Origin of the sequence: Streptomyces sp. NPDC101152 (assembly GCF_044768275.1) — a bacterium.
In the GTDB taxonomy this organism is placed as follows: Bacteria; Actinomycetota; Actinomycetes; order Streptomycetales; family Streptomycetaceae; genus Streptomyces.
Genome location: NZ_JBIWPO010000001.1, coordinates 484,718 through 502,200 on the forward strand (window position 1 = coordinate 484,718; position 17,483 = coordinate 502,200).

The window sequence follows — 17,483 nt, forward strand, 5'->3', positions numbered from 1 at the left end:
CCGTGTCTTCCACACCCGTCGCAGGGCGGCCGTCGTACGCCGTCGTCCTCCGCGTTCCGCATGCCCGCCGCACCTTCGCCGCCGCGCTGCTCGCCCGGCTGTCGTACGGCGTCGTCCCCCTGTCCGTGATGCTCGCCGTGACCCGGGCCACCGGGTCCTACGCCGTGGCGGGCACCGTCATGGCGTTGTTCAGCGGCACCAGCGTCTTCCTGTCGCCCGCGCGGGCGACCCTGATCGACCGGCACGGGCCGCGCCGGGTGCTGGTGCCGATGACGGCCGCCCACGCCTCACTGCTGTGCCTCCTGACCGTGCTGGTCTGGCGTCCCGGCGTCCCGTCCCTCGCCCTCGGCGCCGTGACCGCCGCGGCGGGTGCCTGCACCCCGCCCCTGGGCCCGACCATGCGCGCCGTCTGGGGCCGCCTTGCACCCGACCGCGCGCTCCTGCAGCGCGCCTACAGCCTCGACGGCGTCGCCGAGGAACTCCTCTTCGTCTCGGGCCCGCTGCTGGTCGGCGTGCTGGTGGGCGTGGCCGCACCGGCCGCGGGCATCGCCTTCGGCACTGCGCTGATGCTCGCGGGGACGGCGGGGTTCGTGAGCTCGCCCGCGGTACGCGCCATCGGGCCCGGGCCCGGGCGTGGTGGCCCTGACCGGCCGGGCGCCGCTTCCCGGGGTGTGCTGCGGGGCATCGCCCAGCCCGTCGTTGGTGCCGTCGGTGTGGGGCTCGCGCTCGGCGCGGTCGATCTGGTGGTCGTCGCCTTCGCGGGGCAGCGGGGCTACGGCGACAACGCCGTTGCCTGGACGCTCGCCGCGCTGTCCGCCGGGAGCGCGGTCGGCGGGCTGCTCAACGGGGCCGTCGCCTGGCGTGTCCCGGCGCGGACGCGGTTGCCGCTGACCGCCGCCGGCCTGGGCCTTGCGCTGCTCGCCGCCGGCTTGGCGCCCGGGCTCGGCACGCTCGCCGCCGCCCTCGCGGTCGCCGGGTGCTTCGTCGCTCCGGCGCTGACCACCGCCTACCTCGTCGCCGACGAGGCCGCCGCCCCCGAGGCCCGGGTGCGGGCCGGCGCCTGGGTCAACACGGGCGTCAACGCGGGCAGTACGGGCGGCGCGGCCGGTGCCGGACTTCTGCTGGGCGGGCTGCCGACCGCGCTGTGCTTCGCGGCGGCGGGAGGCGCGGCGCTGCTGACCGCCCTGGCCACGGCACGGAGTGCCCCGGAGCGCGCCACGGCGGGCGGAGCCCGGAGCGGACTCCGCCCGCCGATCGTTCAGCCGGAGGACTGACACAGACTGAGCCGGACGGCTCAGCCGGATGGCTCAGCCGGATGGCTCAGGGCCGTCCACGCTGCCCGCGCAGGTGCTCCGCGATGGGCTTCAGGGCCTTGTCGAGCTCCGACAGGGCCTCGGGGTCCAGCAGGTCGATGAAGTGCCGTCGTACGGACGCCACATGATGGGGCGCGACCTTCTGCATCATCTCCATGCCGTGCTCGGTCAGCACCGCGTAGAGCCCCCGGCGGTCGGACTCGCAGTTCTCGCGCCGGACCAGGTTCGCGTTCTCCATGCGCGTGATCTGGTGGGAGAGGCGACTCTTGGACTGGAGGGTGGCGGAGGCGAGGTCACTCATCCGCATCCGCACGTCCTCCGACTCGGAGAGGTTCACCAGGATCTCGTAGTCGTTGATCGTCAGCCCGAACGGCTGGAGGTCCCTCTCGAGCTGGTACGTCAACAGCCTGTTGACCTCCAGGTGGGTGCGCCAGGCGCACTGCTCCGCATCGGTCAGCCAGCGTGTGGCCGTCTCGGTCTCCATGAATGAAGTCTACCTAAAATGTTGAAAGGCGAACTAGTGAGGGTGGTGTGGCGCCGTGCACACGTTCGACGTCACACTCCGCAGACTACCGCTCACAGCCCGAAGCGACGCTGCAGGTCGCCCAGCTGTCCGGGAAGGCGCGGTACCCCCGCCTGCTGTCCGGGGCCTGTGAAACCCCCACCGCCACCGGGCACCCCGGGCTCCTGCGGCACCACCCCCGTGGCCTGCTCGGCCATCAGGGTCTCGGACGACTGGAGCAGCACCGTGCCCGCCCCGACGAACTCGAACTGGTGCTCCTCCCCGGAGGCCCCGCCGAGGCCCGTCATCGCACGTAGACCGCCCAGTACGCCCGTCAGGTAGCCGTGGTCGTAGTGGTGGCACGGCGAGGGGCAGTCGGCCCACCCGACGAGCGCCTGCGGGTCCACCCTGATCGGCGGTTCCATGAACACCACCGGCCCGTTGGACGCGGCCACGAACTTTCCGGTTCCGATGAGGGTCAGGAAGCCCGGCACGATCGACTGCTTGAGCGCGAGACTTGGCTGAAAAGCGAGCAGGTTGCCCGAGCGAATGGTCAGATTGCCGTCGTCCAGGTCGTAGGAGTTCACATCAAATGCCCGGTCGGCGAGGAGCATCTTGCCCGAGCCCTCCGCCACCACCCAGTCGCTGGCGTGCAGAGGCGAATGGAAGGACGTACGGACGATCCGGTCCAACCGGCCGTGCCCGACGCCGTTGAACTCCATCTGTCCGTAGTAGGCGATCATCTTCCCCTTCTGCAGGAACCACTGGCTCCCCTTGAGCTCCACGCAGAAGGTGTACTTGTTCACGTTGTCGTCGACCGGCAGGGACATCGGGTCGTAGATGGTCGGGCCGCCGCCCGGAGCCCCGTACATGCTCACAGCTTCTCCTCGGAGGCCTGGACGTAGACCGCGCCGTTGCCGCTCAGCTCCAGTTGGAAGGCCTCGCCGGAGCCGCGGCCCACCATGTCGCGCCAGCCGAGGGCCGCCGACAGCTTGTTGCGGACGTCGCCGTGGTGGGCGACGTACGCCTGCGGGTCGACGTGGACCGGGCGCTGGGGGGTGATCGGGATCTCGAAGACGCCGCCGTGAGCCATCACGGCGACCGAGCCGTGGCCCTGGAGGGTGGTGGTGAAGAGCCCCTGCCCGGTGACCTGGCCCCGGACCATGCCCATGACCCCGCCCTGCGAGCCCATGAACATCGTGCCCTGCTGGAGCGTGCCCTCGAAGGCGAGCAGACGGTCCGCCTCCACGTACAGGGTGTCGCCGGTGAGGTTGATGACCTGCACGTGGTGACCGCCGTGCCCGAACATCACCGTGCCGCTGCCCTCGACGCTCATCAGGGGCGTCGCCTCGTTGGCGAGCCGCCGTCCGATCATCGACATGACCCCGCCCTGACCGCCCTGGATGTTGGGCGTGAAGGACACCTCGCCCTTGTACGCGAGCATCGCGCCGCGCTGACTGAACAGCCGCTGCCCCGGCACCACCGTGGCCTCGACCATCTTCGAGTTGATCTCACGGAAGGCCATGTCAGAGATCCCCCGCGATCGTGTTCCGCTCGCTCGGCTGCACGTACACCAGCCCGTCCCCCTCGAACCTGATCTGGAAGGCCTCGCCGCCGCCCTCCCCGAAGAACGTGCGGAACGTCACACCCGACTGGAAGGACTGCCGGAGATTGCCCTGGTGGGCGATGTACGCGCCCGGGTCGACGATCAGCGGGTACTGCGCGCTGACCCGCAGCACCACCGCCGGCCCGTCGGACATGATCGCCGCCTGTCCATGCCCCTCGACCGTCGTCGTGAACAGACCGTTGCCCTGGGAGGCCCCGCGCAGCCCGGTGAAGGTCGTGCCGGTCCGCAGCCCGGCGTCGGTCGCGAGCAGGTTGCTCGACTCGACGTACAGCTTGTCCCCCTGGAGGCCCACGAGGTTGATCTCGGAGGCGCGGTCCGCGAACCAGCAGGTCCCGTGCCCCTTCACCTCCATCACCGTCATCTGCTCACCGGTGAGCCGCCGCGTCACCATGCCCCGCAGGCCCTCACCCCCACCACTCAGTTTCTTGAACGCCATCTGACCGTCGTACGCCACCATCGAGCCGTTCTTCGCCTTCACGGCGTCCCCGGTCATGTCGACGGCGAGCACCTTGCTGCCCTGGAGTCGGAACATCGCCACGCTGTGAAGGTAGCGGCAGCGCGGGTGGACGGAACAGATCCCCGGGGTGGAGAGCCACCCTGACCGCACCCCTAGGGGAAGGGTTTGTCACAATGGGCGAACGCTTGTGCTTCCGTTCACAAAGAGCGACCCGTCTCCCACCGAAGGTGACCCGTGGACCTCAAGACCGCCACCGCCCTCCGCCGCCTGCGCCTCGTCTCGGCCCCGGAGGCCGTGTCCTTCCTGCTCCTGCTGATCTGCTCGGTCTTGAAGCGGACCACGGACTTCAACGCGGTGCCCGTGATGGGCATGGTCCACGGCGTCCTGTTCATCCTGTACGTGATCTTCTGGGTCGACGCCTGGAACCGCACCAAGTGGGACAAGAAGACCGCGGCCGTCTACTTCGTCCTCTCGGTCCTGCCCACCGGCGGCTTCTTCGCCGAGCGCAAGCTCAAGCGGGCCGCCGAGGACGAGGTCATCGCCTCGCGCGCCCGCCAGGAAGGGATCGTGAACGCATGATCGTCGCCTTCTCCGTGACGCCGCTCGGTGTCGGCGAGGACGTGGGGGAATACGTCGCCGACGCCGTCCGGATCGTCCGCGAGTCCGGTCTGCCCAACCGCACGGACGCGATGTTCACCTCGATCGAAGGCGACTGGGACGAGGTCATGGACGTCGTCAAGCGAGCCGTCGCCGCCGTCGAAGCACGGGCGCCGCGCGTCTCCCTGGTCCTCAAGGCGGACATCCGCCCCGGCGTGACGGACGGCCTCACCTCCAAGGTGGAGACGGTGGAACGGCACCTCGCCCAGTAGTGCGTCGGCGAACGGCGAACGAAACCCCGGCCCGTGCGGGCCGGGGTTTCTTGTGCCGCATGTTTGAGCGAACGCTCAACCGGGTGGTACTTTCCTGTACAGACTGATTGAGCAGTCGCTCAAACAGCGGCCTGACCTGGGGGATTCACATGAGCCACGCCGGGCTCTACGTAGAGGCACGCATCCACGCCGACCTCGACGAGCTCTGGACCCGCACACAGGACCCCGCCCAGCACCAGCGCTGGGACCTCCGCTTCACCGAGATCACCCACCTCCCGCGCGCCGAGGGGGAGCCGCAGCGCTTCCGGTACGCCACGCGCGTGCTGCCCTTCCTCACCGTCGCCGGCACCGGCGTCTCGGCCGGCGAGCGCGAACGCCCGGACGGCACCCGCACCTCCGCCCTGCGCTTCTCCTCCCCGCACCCGCTCTCCCTCCTCGCCGAGGGCAGCGGCTACTGGCGGTACGTGCCCGACGGCGACGGCGTCCGCTTCCTCACCGGCTACGATTACCGCCCGCGCTGGGGTCGCCTCGGTGCCGTCGCCGACCGCCGGCTGTTCCGCCCGCTGATGGGCTGGGCCACGGCCTGGTCCTTCGACCGGCTGCGGCTGTGGCTGGAGCGCGGCATCACCCCGGAGCGCGCGCTGGCCAACTGGATCACCGAGCTGCTGGTCCGCGCCCTCGTCGTCACCGTCGCCTGCACCGGCCTGGCGCTGGACTCCCTGCCGCGTCTGTTCGGCCCCTTCGCCGCGTCGCTGGCGTACCTGTGCCCGCTGCTGCTGACCGTCGCCGTCTGCGCCGCGCTCTTCAAGGCGCCTCTGTCCCGCACCCCGGCCGCCCGTCGCTGCCTGCGCACACCGCCCACGCGCGCGTGTGCGCCGCGGCTGCTGCGCACCCTGGAGAACCCGCGATGACCTCGATCTTCCGCACCGTGATGGGCGCCGACTTCGATCGCCTCCACCCCCGGCTCCAGCGCCGTTTCTCCGTCGGCCTGACCGGCGGCGAGGCCTGCACCGGCAGGGGCGTGATGGACCGCGTCTGGCACGGCGGGGCCTTCGTCAAGCCGTTCCTGGCGCTCGGCGCCACCCGCAACATCCTCGTCCCGACCCCCGGCCGCGACGTCCCGTTCGTGATCGAGAACGTTCCGTACGCGGACAGCTTCGGCCGTGAGACGGTGAGCTTCGTGCGCACCTTCGACCTGCCCGGCCGCCCCCGCCGCTTCGACGCCCAGATGGTGCTCAGCCCCAAGGGCGACCGCATCCTCGACTACCTCGGCACCCACCAGCACCTGGCCAGCGAACTCCACTTCCACGCCGAACCGGACGGCTCCCTGCGCATCCGCTCCGGCGAACACCGCTTCCGCGAGGGCGCCGTGGACGTACGCGTGCCCGAACTGGTCGGCGCGCGGGCGGAGGTCCGCGAGTCGTACGACGACCGCACCGACCGCTTCCGCATCCGGGTCCGCGTGGTCAACCGCTACTTCGGCCCCCTCTTCGGCTACGAGGGCTCCTTCCGGGCTGAATTCACGGACATCCGCGCCCGCGGTGTGCGCCCCGGACTGCGCCCGGTCCGAGAGGAGTCGCGCGCGTGAGCCCAGAGACGGCCAAGTCCCAGGAGACCAAGACCAAACTCCTTGAGGGCGCCCTGCGCGTCCTGACCGAGCAGGGCATCGCGAAGACCTCCGCCCGCGTCATCGCCGCGGAGGCCGGCGTCAACCAGGCCCTCGTCTTCTACCACTTCGGCTCGGTCGACGAACTCCTCGCCGCGGCCTGCCGGTACGGCGCCGAGCAGGCGGTGGCCCGGTATCGTACCCGCCTGTCCGCGGTCACGTCCCTGTCCGAGCTCCTCGCCGTCGGGCGGCGGATCCACGAGGACGAGCGCGAGGGGGGTCATGTCGCCCTGCTCGGCCAGCTGCTGGCCGGCGCGCAGACGCACGCCACCCTGGGCCCCGCCACCGCGGCCGGGCTCCAGCTGTGGATCGACGAGATCGAGAAGGTCCTCACCCGGGTGCTGGCGGACACCCCCTTCGGCGAGTTCGCCGACCCCACGGGCCTGTCCCGGGCTGTCGCCGCGTCCTTCGTCGGCATCGAACTGTACGAGGGCGTCGACCCGACGGGCGCGCACGCGGCCCTGGACGCCCTGGAGCACCTGGGTGCCCTCGTCGCGGCCCTGGAGGAACTCGGTCCGGTGGCCCAGCGGGCGGTCCGGCACCATCTGCGGCGCACGCAGCGCCGGTGATCCGCACGGCGAGCACCCGGCGACCGAAACGCGAGACGGGGCTGACCAGCATGTGACCGGCCGGTAAGGTCGGTCCCGTGCCGAAGCCGCTCAGTCTCCCCTTCGATCCCATCGCCCGCGCCGACGAACTGTGGAAGCAGCGCTGGGGCAACGTGCCGTCCATGGCGGCCATCACCTCGATCATGCGCGCGCACCAGATCCTGCTCGCCGAGGTGGACGCGGTGGTCAAGCCGTACGGACTGACGTTCGCGCGGTACGAGGCGCTGGTGCTGCTCACCTTCTCCAAGGAGGGCGAGCTGACCATGTCGAAGATCGGCGAGCGGCTGCAGGTGCACCCCACGTCGGTGACGAACACCGTCGACCGCCTGGTCAGGTCCGGCCTGGTCGCCAAGCGCCCGAACCCCAACGACGGCCGCGGCACCCTCGCCTCCATCACCGACAAGGGCCGCGAGGTCGTCGAGGCCGCCACTCGCGACCTGATGGCCATGGACTTCGGCCTCGGTGTCTACGACGCGGAGGAGTGCGCGGAGATCTTCGCGATGCTGCGGCCCCTGCGGGTCGCGGCGCACGACTTCGACGAGGACTGACCCGGCCCAAGATCTCCCGGAACGGGCGGTTACGCTCGACGGCATGAAGAAGAGCGTGCTGACCCGCTACCGCGTCATGGCCTACGTCACCGGTGTGCTGCTGGTCCTGCTGACCCTCGGCGTGATCGCCAAGTACGGGCTCCACGTGAACGGGGCCGACAAGTTCACCACCGTGATCGGCATCGCCCACGGCTGGCTCTACGTCGTCTACCTGGTCTTCGCCTTCGACCTGGGCTCCAAGGCGAAGTGGCCGGTCGGCAAGCAGCTGTGGGTGCTGCTCGCCGGAACCGTCCCGACGGCCGCCTTCTTCGTCGAGCGCAAGGTCACCCACGAGCTGGAGGCGCAGTTCGCCGAGGACTCGCCGGTGGCCGTCAAGGCGTAGTGCTTCCAGGCGTTTACTAGGATGTCCTAGTAAACTCGGGGGGCATGGACGCTCACGCGATCGAGGAGGGCCGCCGGCGGTGGCAGGCCCGGTACGACGCCGCGCAGAAGCGGGACGCCGACTTCAGCACGCTCTCCGGGGATCCCGTGGAGCCGGTGTACGGGCCCCGGCCCGGAGACGTGTACGAGGGGTTCGAGCGGATCGGGTGGCCGGGGGAGTACCCGTTCACCCGCGGGCTGTACGCGACCGGCTACCGGGGGCGTACCTGGACCATCCGGCAGTTCGCCGGGTTCGGGAACGCCGAGCAGACCAACGAGCGGTACAAGATGATCCTCGGCCACGGCGGCGGGGGACTGTCCGTCGCCTTCGACATGCCGACCCTCATGGGCCGGGACTCCGACGACCCGCGGTCGCTGGGCGAGGTGGGGCACTGCGGGGTGGCCGTCGACTCCGCCGCCGACATGGAGGTGCTGTTCCGGGACATCCCGCTCGGTGACGTCACCACCTCCATGACCATCAGCGGGCCCGCCGTCCCGGTCTTCTGCATGTACCTCGTCGCCGCCGAGCGGCAGGGCGTCGATGCGCGCGTGCTCAACGGCACGCTGCAGACCGACATCTTCAAGGAGTACATCGCGCAGAAGGAGTGGCTCTTCCAGCCCGAGCCGCACCTGCGCCTGATCGGCGACCTCATGGAGTACTGCGCCGCCCGGATTCCCGCCTACAAGCCGCTGTCCGTCTCCGGGTACCACATCCGCGAGGCCGGGGCCACGGCCGCGCAGGAGCTGGCCTACACGCTCGCCGACGGGTTCGGGTACGTCGAACTGGGGCTCAGCCGCGGACTGGACGTGGACGTGTTCGCGCCCGGCCTGTCCTTCTTCTTCGACGCGCACGTCGATTTCTTCGAGGAGATCGCCAAGTTCCGCGCGGCGCGCCGGATCTGGGCGCGGTGGCTGCGGGACGTCTACGGGGCCAGGAGCGAGAAGGCGCAGTGGCTGCGTTTCCACACCCAGACCGCCGGGGTCTCGCTGACCGCGCAGCAGCCGTACAACAACGTGGTGCGCACCGCCGTCGAGGCGCTCGCGGCGGTGCTCGGCGGGACCAACTCGCTGCACACCAACGCCCTGGACGAGACCCTGGCGCTGCCCAGCGAGCAGGCCGCCGAGATCGCCCTGCGCACCCAGCAGGTCCTGATGGAGGAGACGGGGGTCGCGCACGTCGCCGATCCGCTGGGGGGTTCGTGGTACGTCGAGCAGTTGACGGACCGGATCGATGCGGAGGCGGAGATGATCTTCGACCGGATCAAGGAGCGCGGGCTGCGGGCGCACCCGGACGGGCGGCACCCCATCGGGCCCATCACCTCCGGCATCCTGCGCGGGATCGAGGACGGCTGGTTCACCGGTGAGATCGCCGAGTCCGCGTTCCGGTACCAACAGGCCCTGGAGAAGGGCGAGAAGAGGGTCGTGGGCGTCAACGTCCACCAGGGTTCCGTCACGGGTGACCTGGAGATCCTGCGAGTCGGTCACGAGGTGGAGCGGGAGCAGGTCCGCCTCCTGGGCGAGCGGAGGGCTGCGCGTGACGAGGGGCGGGTGCGCGCCGCTCTGGACGGCATGCTCGTGGCCGCCCGTGACGGCTTCAACATGATCGAACCGATGCTGGACGCCGTGCGTGCCGAGGCGACCCTGGGGGAGATCTGCGGGGCGCTCAGGGACGAGTGGGGGGTGTACACGGAGCCGCCAGGATTCTGACAGGATTCTGCGGTGTGACGAACCACCCGGTTTGTCTTCTTCACCACCGCCTTCCCCACGCATAACATCGGCTGGTCGAGTGTGCCGACCCATAGGGGAAACTGACGGTGCGTAGTCTCTTCAGGCCCAGGGCCGTCACCGGCGCGCTCGCCCTCGTGGCGGCCCTGGTGGCAGGTGCCTGGTTCGTCCCGCTGGCGTCCGCCAAGGGGCGCCCGCCCGTGCCCAACCCGGTGGCCGAACGGCTGGACGCCTACTGGACCCCGGACCGGCTGGTGGCCGCGCTGCCCGACGACAACGGCGACGACAGACAGGCCGCCTCCTCGGCGGTGGACGGGCCCCGGCCCGGCGAGCACATCCCGCCCAGTCACAACTTCTTCGGCCTGCCCCAGGCCGGCACGTTCTTCTGGATCGACGCCACCGGCACCGGGCGCAGTTGCAGCGGCTCGGTGGTGACCAGCCCCGGCCGCAACCTGGTGCTGAGCGCGGGCCACTGCCTGAGCCAGTACTCGGGCACCGCCCCGCGCCGCAACCTCGCCTTCGTGCCGCAGTACCACGACGGACTCAAGCCGTTCGGCGTCTTCCCGGTCCGTACGGGCGCCATCTACATCGCGCAGAAGTACTACGACCTCGGGGAGGACGCGGGCGCCCAGTACGACGTCGCCTTCGCCGTCACCGAGACGAACGAGAAGGGCGCCCTGCTGCAGGACGCCACCGGTGGGGTGCGGTTGCTCACCGGCACCGGGTACCACCACGCCCCGGTGCGGATGATCGGCTACCCCGGGGGATCGGAGGAGCCGGTCGAGTGCCTGAGCCGGACCACCCGGTGGGACAGCGACGACGCCGCGGACCCGGGCACCTATCTGCGCATAGCCTGCGACGGGTTCGTGGACGGCACCAGCGGCGGGCCGCTGCTGGTGCCCTGGCTGGGCGGCTGGGGGGTGATCGGCGTCATCGGCGGCTACCACACCGGCGGCAACACCCCGCAGGTCTCCTACAGCGCCTACTTCGGCGACAGCGTCCGGTCCCTGTTCGAGGACGCGGTCAACGGGGCCCCGCCGGCGGTCCCGTCCTCCTGAGGCGGTCCTGCGCGTCCGCCTCGAGGCCGCGCAGGAGCAGGTTGGTGAAGGCGCGTACCCAGGTCTCGTCCGCCGGCCGGCCGCTCACCAGGGTGCGGTGGACCACCGCACCCGCCACCACGTCGAAGATCAGGTCGACCGTGCGGGCCGCCTCGTCGGGGTCCGTCTCCGCGGGCAGCTCGCCGCGGCTCTGGGCGCGGGCGCGGCCCTCCAGGACCAGGCGTTTCTGCCGGTCGACGATGGAGGCGCGGACGCGTTCGCGCAGGGCGTCGTCGCGGGTGGCCTCGGCGAGGACCGCCATCAGGCCGCTCTCGGCCTCCGGGCGGGCCAGGATCGCCGCGAACTGCAGGACCACGCCCTCGATGTCGGCGGCGAGGCTGCCGCGGTCGGGCATGACCAGTTCGTCGAAGAGTTCGGCGACCGCGTCGACGACCAGTTCGTTCTTGCCGGCCCAGCGGCGGTAGAGGGTGGTCTTGGCGACGCCGGCCCGGCCGGCCACGTCTCCCAGGGTGAGCTTCGACCAGCCGAGCTCCACCAGCGCCTGACGGGTGGCCGCGAGGATCGCGGTGTCCGCCTCGGTGCTGCGCGGGCGTCCCGAGGCACGGGGGGCGGGAGTGCGGCTCTGCATCCCTCGACCATAACCGGCGGGTGTGGTGACGCCGTGAGGGAGATCACCAGCGGGTGGTACCGGGGAGGCACCCGGTGCCATTACGCTACGACTCGTAGCGAAACCACGAGAGCGTGGCGCGGGGTGGGGACCCGGCGCCGACCACACGCGAGGACGACCGGCTTTCCACAGCGCTTTTCATTCACGCGCGCGGACGGGGGAGGATAGACGCATGCAGCCACGGAACATGTCCATGAGCGGAGTCGTCGACCTCGCCGCGGTGAAGGCGGCCCAGGAGGCCAAGGCGAAGGCGGAGCAGGCGCGCGCCGAAGCCGCCCGGCAGGGCGGCGGCACCGGAGCCGTCTCCCCGGCCGATCTGGTGATCGACGTCGACGAGGCCTCCTTCGAGCGCGACGTCCTGCAGCGGTCCACCGAGGTGCCCGTCGTCATCGACTTCTGGGCCGAGTGGTGCGAGCCCTGCAAGCAGTTGAGCCCGGTCCTGGAGCGGCTCGCCGTCGAGTACGCGGGGCGCTTCCTGCTCGCCAAGATCGACGTCGACGCCAACCAGATGCTGATGCAGCAGTTCGGCATCCAGGGGATCCCGGCGGTCTTCGCGGTCGTCGCCGGCCAGGCGCTGCCGCTCTTCCAGGGGGCCGCCGGCGAGACGCAGATCCGCCAGACCCTCGACCAGTTGGTGCAGGTCGCCGAGGAGCGGTTCGGCCTCACCGGCCTGACGGTCGACCCCGACGCCGAGCCGGGCGGCGCTCCCGCGGGCGCGGAGGCGGTGCCGGCGGGGCCGTACGACGCCCTGCTCGAGGCGGCCGTACAGGCGCTGGACTCGGGGGACTTCGGCGGGGCGGTGCAGGCGTACAAGAACGTGCTGAGCGACGACCCGGGCAACCCGGAGGCCAAACTGGGGCTCGCGCAGGCCGAGTTGCTGCGGCGGGTGCAGGGGCTGGACCCGCAGGCGGTGCGCAAGGACGCGGCGGAGAAGCCGACCGACGTCGAGGCGCAGATCCGTGCGGCGGACCTCGATCTCGTGGGCGGTCATGTGGAGGACGCCTTCGGGCGGCTCATCGACACGGTCCGGCGCACGGCGGGTGACGACCGGGACACGGTACGTCTGCGCCTGCTGGAGCTCTTCGAGGTGGTCGGGGCGGATGATCCGCGGGTGGCGGCGGCCCGGAGGGCGCTCGCGCGGGCGCTGTTCTGACCAGTCGCTAAACACCACGGCATGTGATGCCCGAGTGAAAGATTTGCCGACGAGACGTCAGTGCGGCCGCGCTTTACCAAATCTTGGTAATCGCGGCCGCTGTTACTGGCAGTAAGTTTCGGTCGCAGATCTGTCGGATTCTGTCCAACCATCAATGGTTTTGTTCCTGCCCCCGGCTGCACCCTCCGTCGCCACCCGAGACCTCTGGGTCGTCCTTCGGTTATCCGGCCGTTACTACCCAGTAACGAAGCCCCTTGTGCGGGCGGCGAGAATGCACCACGATCGGCGACGCTCGGTCCATTCCCGTACCCCGACAGCCGGTCGGGCCGCGGGAGTTCCTTGGGTCCCCACCGAGCAGAGCCGGCGTCCCTGGCGCCGGCTCTTGGACAGGGGGGTCTTCGCCCACCCGGCGAAGCCTGTCCGGCAGGGTTGTGCGTGATGCGTGTCAGGCGCGACCAGTGGTTGTCGCTCGGGGGTGATCGCCGGTGATCGGTGCGCGGTTCGCGCCTCCGAGTACGGGCGCTCCCCTTCCCGAGGACGTAGCACTTCTCCCATCCCTGCCCGGCCGAGCCGCCGACTGGAGGCAGCCGGGGCCAGGAGATGTACGTCCGAGAAGGAGGAAATATGGAGTCCCAGGTGCGTGGCGGGACCAGATGGAAGCGGTTCGCTGTGGTCATGGTGCCCAGCGTCGCCGCTACGGCCGCGATAGGTGTCGCCCTCGCGCAGGGCGCTCTCGCCGCGTCGTTCAGTGTGTCGGGCCAGCAGTTCAAGGTCTCGGCCGACTCGCTCGAGGGTGACGGCTTCTCGCAGTACGGAGCCATCGACTCGGGTTACACCCTCGACGGTCAGAAGACCGCCCACCCGGTTGCGGTGTCGGCGTTCAACTCGGCCTCGATCACGAACCTTTGCCAGTCCGTGGTCACCCCGAACATCCCGATCATCGGCAATGTCAGCCTGATCCTGCACGCGGGTGGCAGTGGCACGCCCGTCCAGGCGAGCAAGCTCTACATCGACCTCGATGACCTGAGCGCCGACGCGACGTTCACCAACATCGACATCGGTGTGGCCGCCAAGGACGCCAGCAAGGGTCCCGGCATCAAGAGCGGTGACACCGCGAATCCGTACGGGTTCGCGCAGCAGGCCGACCACGCCTCGCTGACCGGCGTGAAGCAGACGGCGTGGGCGACCACCGCCGGAACCTTCAAGCTCAGCGGGCTGAAGATGTCGGTGCAGACGGGCACCCACGAGTGCTACTGAGCACTTGTTGACGGGCGGGGGAGCCGATGGCGCCCCCGCCCGTCCACCTTCCGCGAGCTTCTTCACACGCACTACAACTCACCACCACAGCACCACCACCAAGCAACGCCGCACCAGGGAGCTGTTTTCCATGAGCGCCGAGACTCCTGCCGTACCCGTCGGCCAGTTCAGTCGCCGGAGGGCGCAGTTCCGCGCCTGGCGGGGCACGCGGCCGTTCTGGGCCGGCCTGTTCGTCATGCTCGGGGGCCTCCCCATCGCCTACTTCCCGTACGCCCACCTCCAGGTGGGCCACCTGACGCTGGCGATGGCGACCACCGCGGGCGCCGGTTCCCTGATCATCGGCGTGCTGCTCGTCGTGCTGGGCTTCAGCCTCTGGTTCCAGAAGCACGTACGGGTCTTCGCGGGCGTCGCGGCGATCCTGCTGGGGCTGGTCTCGATCCCGGTGTCCAACCTCGGCGGCTTCCTGATGGGCTTCCTGCTCGCGCTGGTCGGCGGGGCGATGGCCGTGTCGTGGGCGCCGGGCGCGCCGCCGCAGGAGCAGCCGGTGGAGGAGGACACGACGGGCGCCGGTGACGCGCCCCAGGCGGTGGACTACGACACCGCGATCCTCAAGCCCGTGGCCGGTGAGCCGAACGATCTGTCAGGAACGAGCCCGGCCAACGGGGCGAACGGGAGGCACAGTGCCGGCTGACGAGGTGACCCACGGGACTGATGTGGACGAGTCCCGTGTGAGAACCGGGCCGCGCCACGCGGCCCCCAGGAAGCCGCTGTTCACCAGGTTCCACATGCCCGCCGGCAAGGCGATAGCCATGGCGGCGATGCCGACAGCGGTCATCATGGGGATGGGGTTCACGTCCTCGCTGGCCCTCGCCGACAGCGGTGGCTCCGCCACGACGAACAGTCAGAAGGCCAACGAGTACAAGGACTGTGTCGCGGCGCTGGACGGCTCCTCGGCCTCCCCCTCGCCGTCCGCGTCGGCGAGTTCGAGCCCGTCCGCCGACAAGGCGACGCCCTCGCTCTCGGCCTCGGGCGGCACGTCCAAGAACTCCCCGCAGTCGGACTCGGGCAAGACCTCGTCCGGTTCGTCGGATTCAGGTTCCGGCGACAAGGCGACGCCCAAGCCGTCCGCGTCCGCGAGCAAGTCGTCCGGCGGTGACACCGCTACGCCGACCCCCTCGGTGTCGGCGAGCAGCAGCGGCGGCGGTGGCCTGCTGGACTCCATCGGCAACACGCTCGGCGAGATCTTCACCGGCGGCGGCAAGTCCACGCCGAGCGCGAGCCCGACGCCGTCCGCCTCGTCGACGCCGAGCGCCGGCAAGGACTCGTCGTCGTCGTCATCGTCGTCCTCGGCATCCGGCTCCAGCGTCTCGGACACCGTCAAGGGCGCCACCAAGAAGGTGACCGACACGGTGAACGGCACCGTGAAGGACACCACCAAGGCGGCGGACAGCGCCACCAAGGCGGTCCAGAAGGCGGCCGGTTCGGCCACCTCCTCCGCGAGCCCGTCGCCGAGCTCCAGCACGGACGCGGCGAACTGCCAGGCCGCCACGAAGGACGTCGGCGGCGTGGACAACAAGGTGCCGGTGCCGGACGACCCCTGGTACCTCAGCGCCAGCTCGCTGACGCTCAGCGGCGCCGACTACCAGGGCGTCGTCGAGGTGAGGACGGCCAGCGGGGCCACCAAGAAGGTGCTGAAGTACGTCATCTCGGACGGCACCAAAATCGGCGACCTGCACCAGACGGTCAAGGACAAACAGCAGGGCAAGACCTACCACGTGCAGGCCGCGAAGGGTTCGACGTCCACGATCACCGGCGGCACGACGACGATGTACACGGAGTCCATCTCCGGCAATCTGCTCGGGCTGATCCCGCTCACGTTCACCCCGGACAGCCCGCCGCCGCTGAACATCCCGTTCATCTACTTCACCAATGTCAAGGTCGTCCAGGCCGCCCAGTTCGGCGGCAACCTGCACGTGCCCGGCATGCACGTCTACACGACCGACGGAACCGGCTGAGCGCCGTCACAGACCCGTTCGGGAGCCGCACAAGCGCTGAGGGCGCCCCCTGACCCAGGGGGCGCCCTCAGCGTCGTCCAACGGGCTTCACGGGCCCTGTCAGTTGTTCGTGCCGCCGATGTGGTGGACGCGGAGCATGTTGGTCGTGCCGGGGACGCCGGGGGGCGAGCCGGCGGTGATGATGACGATCTCGCCGGGGCTGAAACGGTTGATCTTGGCGATCTCGGCGTCGACCATGTCGACCATCTCGTCGGTGGTGTTGACGAACGGCACCACGTACGACTCCACGCCCCAGCTCAGGGTGAGCTGGTTGCGGGTGTCCTCGTCGGTGGTGAAGGCGATGATCGGCTGCTGGGCGCGGTAGCGCGAGAGCCGGCGGGCGGTGTCGCCGGACTGGGTGAAGGCCACCAGGCCGCGGCCGCCGAGGAAGTCGGCGATCTCGCAGGCCGCGCGGGCGACCGAACCGCCCTGCGTGCGCGGCTTCTTGCCCGGCACCAGCGGCTGCAGGCCCTTGCTCAGCAGCTCCTGCTCGGCCGCGGCGACGATCTTCGACATCGTCTTGACGGTCTCGACCGGGTAGGCGCCGACGGAGGACTCCGCGGACAGCATGACCGCGTCCGCGCCGTCCAGGATCGCGTTGGCCACGTCGGAGGCCTCGGCGCGCGTGGGGCGGGAGTTGGTGATCATCGACTCCATCATCTGGGTCGCCACGATCACCGGCTTGGCGTTGCGGCGGCACAGCTCGATGAGCCGCTTCTGCACCATGGGGACCTTCTCGAGCGGGTACTCGACGGCCAGGTCACCGCGGGCCACCATGACGGCGTCGAACGCCATCACGACGCCCTCCATGTTGTCCACCGCCTGCGGCTTCTCCACCTTGGCGATGACGGGGACCCGGCGGCCCTCCTCGTCCATCACCTTGTGGACGTCGGCCACGTCCTTGGCGTCGCGGACGAAGGACAGGGCGACCATGTCGCAGCCCATGCGCAGCGCGAAACGGAGGTCCTCGACGTCCTTGTCGCTCAGCGCCGGCACGTTCACGGCCGCGCCGGGCAGGTTGATGCCCTTGTGGTCGGAGACGACACCGCCCTCGATGACGATCGTCTTGACCCGCGGACCCTCGACGTCCAGGACCTTCAGCTCGACGTTGCCGTCGTTGATCAGGATCTGGTCGCCGCGGTCGACGTCACCGGGCAGGCCCTTGTACGTCGTACCGCAGATGGTCTTGTCGCCCGGGACGTCCTCGGTGGTGATGACGAACTCGTCACCGCGCTCGAGCTCCACCGGGCCCTCGGCGAAGGTCTCCAGGCGGATCTTCGGGCCCTGCAGGTCGGCGAGGACACCGATGGCCCGGCCGGTCTCCTTGGCGGCGGCCCGGACGCGGTCGTACCGCCCCTGGTGCTCGGCGTGGGAGCCGTGGCTGAAGTTGAACCGGGCCACGTTCATCCCGGCCTCGATCATCGAGACCAGCATTTCGTGGGAGTCGACCGCGGGGCCGAGAGTACAGACGATTTTCGAACGGCGCATGGAACGATCCTATCGGTTTGTTTCGCCGCGGAATATTCCGTCTGGCGGAAAGAACAAATGGGCAGTGCGGT

At 70.2% G+C, this 17,483-nt stretch carries 20 protein-coding genes; 14 read left to right on the forward strand and 6 right to left on the reverse strand.

Translation table 11 applies throughout. The features are described from left to right. Window positions 1-2 precede the first annotated feature (2 nt). Window positions 3-1,274 carry an MFS transporter gene (locus ACIRVK_RS02315; protein WP_404243047.1) on the forward strand — a complete coding sequence of 424 codons (1,272 nt, stop codon included), beginning with the start codon at window positions 3-5 and terminating at the stop codon, window positions 1,272-1,274. Window positions 1,275-1,320: 46 nt separating this feature from the next. On the opposite strand, the gene ACIRVK_RS02320 is transcribed toward ACIRVK_RS02315, so the two are convergent. The 4 genes from ACIRVK_RS02320 to ACIRVK_RS02335 all read right to left on the reverse strand — a co-directional run bounded on the left by ACIRVK_RS02320 (window position 1,321) and on the right by ACIRVK_RS02335 (window position 3,974). Then, window positions 1,321-1,797, reverse strand: coding sequence for a MarR family winged helix-turn-helix transcriptional regulator (locus tag ACIRVK_RS02320; protein ID WP_404243049.1), 477 nt, complete (start codon window positions 1,795-1,797; stop codon window positions 1,321-1,323). 92 nt (window positions 1,798-1,889) lie between these two features. Next, window positions 1,890-2,687, reverse strand: a complete 798-nt coding sequence (locus tag ACIRVK_RS02325) for an AIM24 family protein (RefSeq protein ID WP_404243152.1) — start codon at window positions 2,685-2,687, stop codon at window positions 1,890-1,892. 2 nt (window positions 2,688-2,689) lie between these two features. Beyond that, a complete protein-coding gene (locus ACIRVK_RS02330; RefSeq protein WP_404243051.1) occupies window positions 2,690-3,340 on the reverse strand; it encodes an AIM24 family protein in 651 nt (216 codons plus the stop codon). A 1-nt stretch (window position 3,341) separates the two neighbouring features. Then, complete coding sequence (locus ACIRVK_RS02335) at window positions 3,342-3,974, reverse strand: AIM24 family protein (RefSeq protein WP_404243154.1); 633 nt, start codon at window positions 3,972-3,974, stop codon at window positions 3,342-3,344. 159 nt (window positions 3,975-4,133) lie between these two features. Between ACIRVK_RS02335 and ACIRVK_RS02340 the strand changes: the two genes are divergently transcribed. From ACIRVK_RS02340 to ACIRVK_RS02380, 9 genes are all read left to right on the forward strand, one after another. Next, window positions 4,134-4,478 carry a DUF3817 domain-containing protein gene (locus tag ACIRVK_RS02340; protein WP_404243053.1) on the forward strand — a complete coding sequence of 115 codons (345 nt, stop codon included), beginning with the start codon at window positions 4,134-4,136 and terminating at the stop codon, window positions 4,476-4,478. Continuing rightward, window positions 4,475-4,768 carry an MTH1187 family thiamine-binding protein gene (locus ACIRVK_RS02345; RefSeq protein ID WP_240868586.1) on the forward strand — a complete coding sequence of 98 codons (294 nt, stop codon included), beginning with the start codon at window positions 4,475-4,477 and terminating at the stop codon, window positions 4,766-4,768. The genes ACIRVK_RS02340 and ACIRVK_RS02345 overlap by 4 nt, the downstream gene beginning before the upstream one ends. Window positions 4,769-4,917: 149 nt before the next feature. Next, window positions 4,918-5,679: a hypothetical protein gene (locus tag ACIRVK_RS02350; RefSeq protein ID WP_404243055.1), complete on the forward strand. Its 762-nt coding sequence runs from the start codon at window positions 4,918-4,920 to the stop codon at window positions 5,677-5,679. Further along, window positions 5,676-6,356, forward strand: a complete 681-nt coding sequence (locus tag ACIRVK_RS02355) for a DUF4166 domain-containing protein (RefSeq protein ID WP_404243057.1) — start codon at window positions 5,676-5,678, stop codon at window positions 6,354-6,356. Before ACIRVK_RS02350 ends, ACIRVK_RS02355 begins: the two co-directional genes overlap by 4 nt. After that, window positions 6,353-7,003 carry a TetR/AcrR family transcriptional regulator gene (locus ACIRVK_RS02360; RefSeq protein WP_404243059.1) on the forward strand — a complete coding sequence of 217 codons (651 nt, stop codon included), beginning with the start codon at window positions 6,353-6,355 and terminating at the stop codon, window positions 7,001-7,003. The genes ACIRVK_RS02355 and ACIRVK_RS02360 overlap by 4 nt, the downstream gene beginning before the upstream one ends. A gap of 77 nt (window positions 7,004-7,080) precedes the next feature. Next, window positions 7,081-7,590, forward strand: a complete 510-nt coding sequence (locus tag ACIRVK_RS02365; RefSeq protein WP_404243061.1) for a MarR family winged helix-turn-helix transcriptional regulator — start codon at window positions 7,081-7,083, stop codon at window positions 7,588-7,590. A gap of 43 nt (window positions 7,591-7,633) precedes the next feature. Continuing rightward, on the forward strand, window positions 7,634-7,972 hold the full coding sequence (locus ACIRVK_RS02370; RefSeq protein ID WP_404243063.1) for a DUF3817 domain-containing protein: 339 nt from the start codon (window positions 7,634-7,636) through the stop codon (window positions 7,970-7,972). 44 nt (window positions 7,973-8,016) lie between these two features. Further along, entirely contained in the window at window positions 8,017-9,717 is a 1,701-nt protein-coding gene (locus ACIRVK_RS02375; RefSeq protein ID WP_404243065.1) for a methylmalonyl-CoA mutase, read from the forward strand. 107 nt (window positions 9,718-9,824) lie between these two features. Further along, window positions 9,825-10,793, forward strand: coding sequence for a trypsin-like serine peptidase (locus tag ACIRVK_RS02380; RefSeq protein ID WP_404243067.1), 969 nt, complete (start codon window positions 9,825-9,827; stop codon window positions 10,791-10,793). Here the strand turns inward: ACIRVK_RS02380 and ACIRVK_RS02385 are convergent. Then, window positions 10,759-11,421, reverse strand: coding sequence for a TetR/AcrR family transcriptional regulator (locus tag ACIRVK_RS02385; RefSeq protein ID WP_404243069.1), 663 nt, complete (start codon window positions 11,419-11,421; stop codon window positions 10,759-10,761). The two genes, ACIRVK_RS02380 and ACIRVK_RS02385, sit on opposite strands and share 35 nt — an antisense overlap. A 211-nt stretch (window positions 11,422-11,632) precedes the next feature. Here ACIRVK_RS02385 and ACIRVK_RS02390 point away from each other — a divergent pair, with 211 nt between their 5' ends. The 4 genes from ACIRVK_RS02390 (at window position 11,633) to ACIRVK_RS02405 (ending at window position 15,885) form a co-directional block, all read left to right on the forward strand. Beyond that, window positions 11,633-12,613: a tetratricopeptide repeat protein gene (locus ACIRVK_RS02390; protein ID WP_404243071.1), complete on the forward strand. Its 981-nt coding sequence runs from the start codon at window positions 11,633-11,635 to the stop codon at window positions 12,611-12,613. A 624-nt stretch (window positions 12,614-13,237) separates the two neighbouring features. Then, window positions 13,238-13,870: a DUF6230 family protein gene (locus ACIRVK_RS02395; RefSeq protein WP_404243073.1), complete on the forward strand. Its 633-nt coding sequence runs from the start codon at window positions 13,238-13,240 to the stop codon at window positions 13,868-13,870. A gap of 130 nt (window positions 13,871-14,000) precedes the next feature. Next, window positions 14,001-14,561 (forward strand): DUF6114 domain-containing protein, encoded by a 561-nt coding sequence (locus tag ACIRVK_RS02400; protein ID WP_404243075.1) that lies wholly within the window; start codon window positions 14,001-14,003, stop codon window positions 14,559-14,561. Beyond that, entirely contained in the window at window positions 14,551-15,885 is a 1,335-nt protein-coding gene (locus ACIRVK_RS02405) for a hypothetical protein (protein ID WP_404243077.1), read from the forward strand. Before ACIRVK_RS02400 ends, ACIRVK_RS02405 begins: the two co-directional genes overlap by 11 nt. 99 nt (window positions 15,886-15,984) lie before the next feature. Here the strand turns inward: ACIRVK_RS02405 and pyk are convergent, their stop codons facing one another. After that, window positions 15,985-17,412 (reverse strand): pyruvate kinase, encoded by a 1,428-nt coding sequence (gene pyk / locus ACIRVK_RS02410; protein ID WP_404243079.1) that lies wholly within the window; start codon window positions 17,410-17,412, stop codon window positions 15,985-15,987. Between the last annotated feature and the right edge of the window lie 71 nt (window positions 17,413-17,483).

Excerpts from the sequence above, each read along its gene's own strand:
- pyk (WP_404243079.1), bottom strand. The coding sequence starts at position 17,412 with ATGCGCCGTTCGAAAATCGTCTGTACTCTCGGCCCCGCGGTCGACTCC.
- ACIRVK_RS02325 (WP_404243152.1), bottom strand. The coding sequence starts at position 2,687 with ATGTACGGGGCTCCGGGCGGCGGCCCGACCATCTACGACCCGATGTCC.
- ACIRVK_RS02390 (WP_404243071.1), top strand. The coding sequence starts at position 11,633 with ATGCAGCCACGGAACATGTCCATGAGCGGAGTCGTCGACCTCGCCGCG.
- ACIRVK_RS02350 (WP_404243055.1), top strand. The coding sequence starts at position 4,918 with ATGAGCCACGCCGGGCTCTACGTAGAGGCACGCATCCACGCCGACCTC.
- ACIRVK_RS02370 (WP_404243063.1), top strand. The coding sequence starts at position 7,634 with ATGAAGAAGAGCGTGCTGACCCGCTACCGCGTCATGGCCTACGTCACC.
- ACIRVK_RS02355 (WP_404243057.1), top strand. The coding sequence starts at position 5,676 with ATGACCTCGATCTTCCGCACCGTGATGGGCGCCGACTTCGATCGCCTC.
- ACIRVK_RS02345 (WP_240868586.1), top strand. The coding sequence starts at position 4,475 with ATGATCGTCGCCTTCTCCGTGACGCCGCTCGGTGTCGGCGAGGACGTG.
- ACIRVK_RS02330 (WP_404243051.1), bottom strand. The coding sequence starts at position 3,340 with ATGGCCTTCCGTGAGATCAACTCGAAGATGGTCGAGGCCACGGTGGTG.
- ACIRVK_RS02375 (WP_404243065.1), top strand. The coding sequence starts at position 8,017 with ATGGACGCTCACGCGATCGAGGAGGGCCGCCGGCGGTGGCAGGCCCGG.
- ACIRVK_RS02320 (WP_404243049.1), bottom strand. The coding sequence starts at position 1,797 with ATGGAGACCGAGACGGCCACACGCTGGCTGACCGATGCGGAGCAGTGC.
- ACIRVK_RS02335 (WP_404243154.1), bottom strand. The coding sequence starts at position 3,974 with ATGTTCCGACTCCAGGGCAGCAAGGTGCTCGCCGTCGACATGACCGGG.
- ACIRVK_RS02400 (WP_404243075.1), top strand. The coding sequence starts at position 14,001 with ATGAGCGCCGAGACTCCTGCCGTACCCGTCGGCCAGTTCAGTCGCCGG.
- ACIRVK_RS02395 (WP_404243073.1), top strand. The coding sequence starts at position 13,238 with ATGGAGTCCCAGGTGCGTGGCGGGACCAGATGGAAGCGGTTCGCTGTG.
- ACIRVK_RS02385 (WP_404243069.1), bottom strand. The coding sequence starts at position 11,421 with ATGCAGAGCCGCACTCCCGCCCCCCGTGCCTCGGGACGCCCGCGCAGC.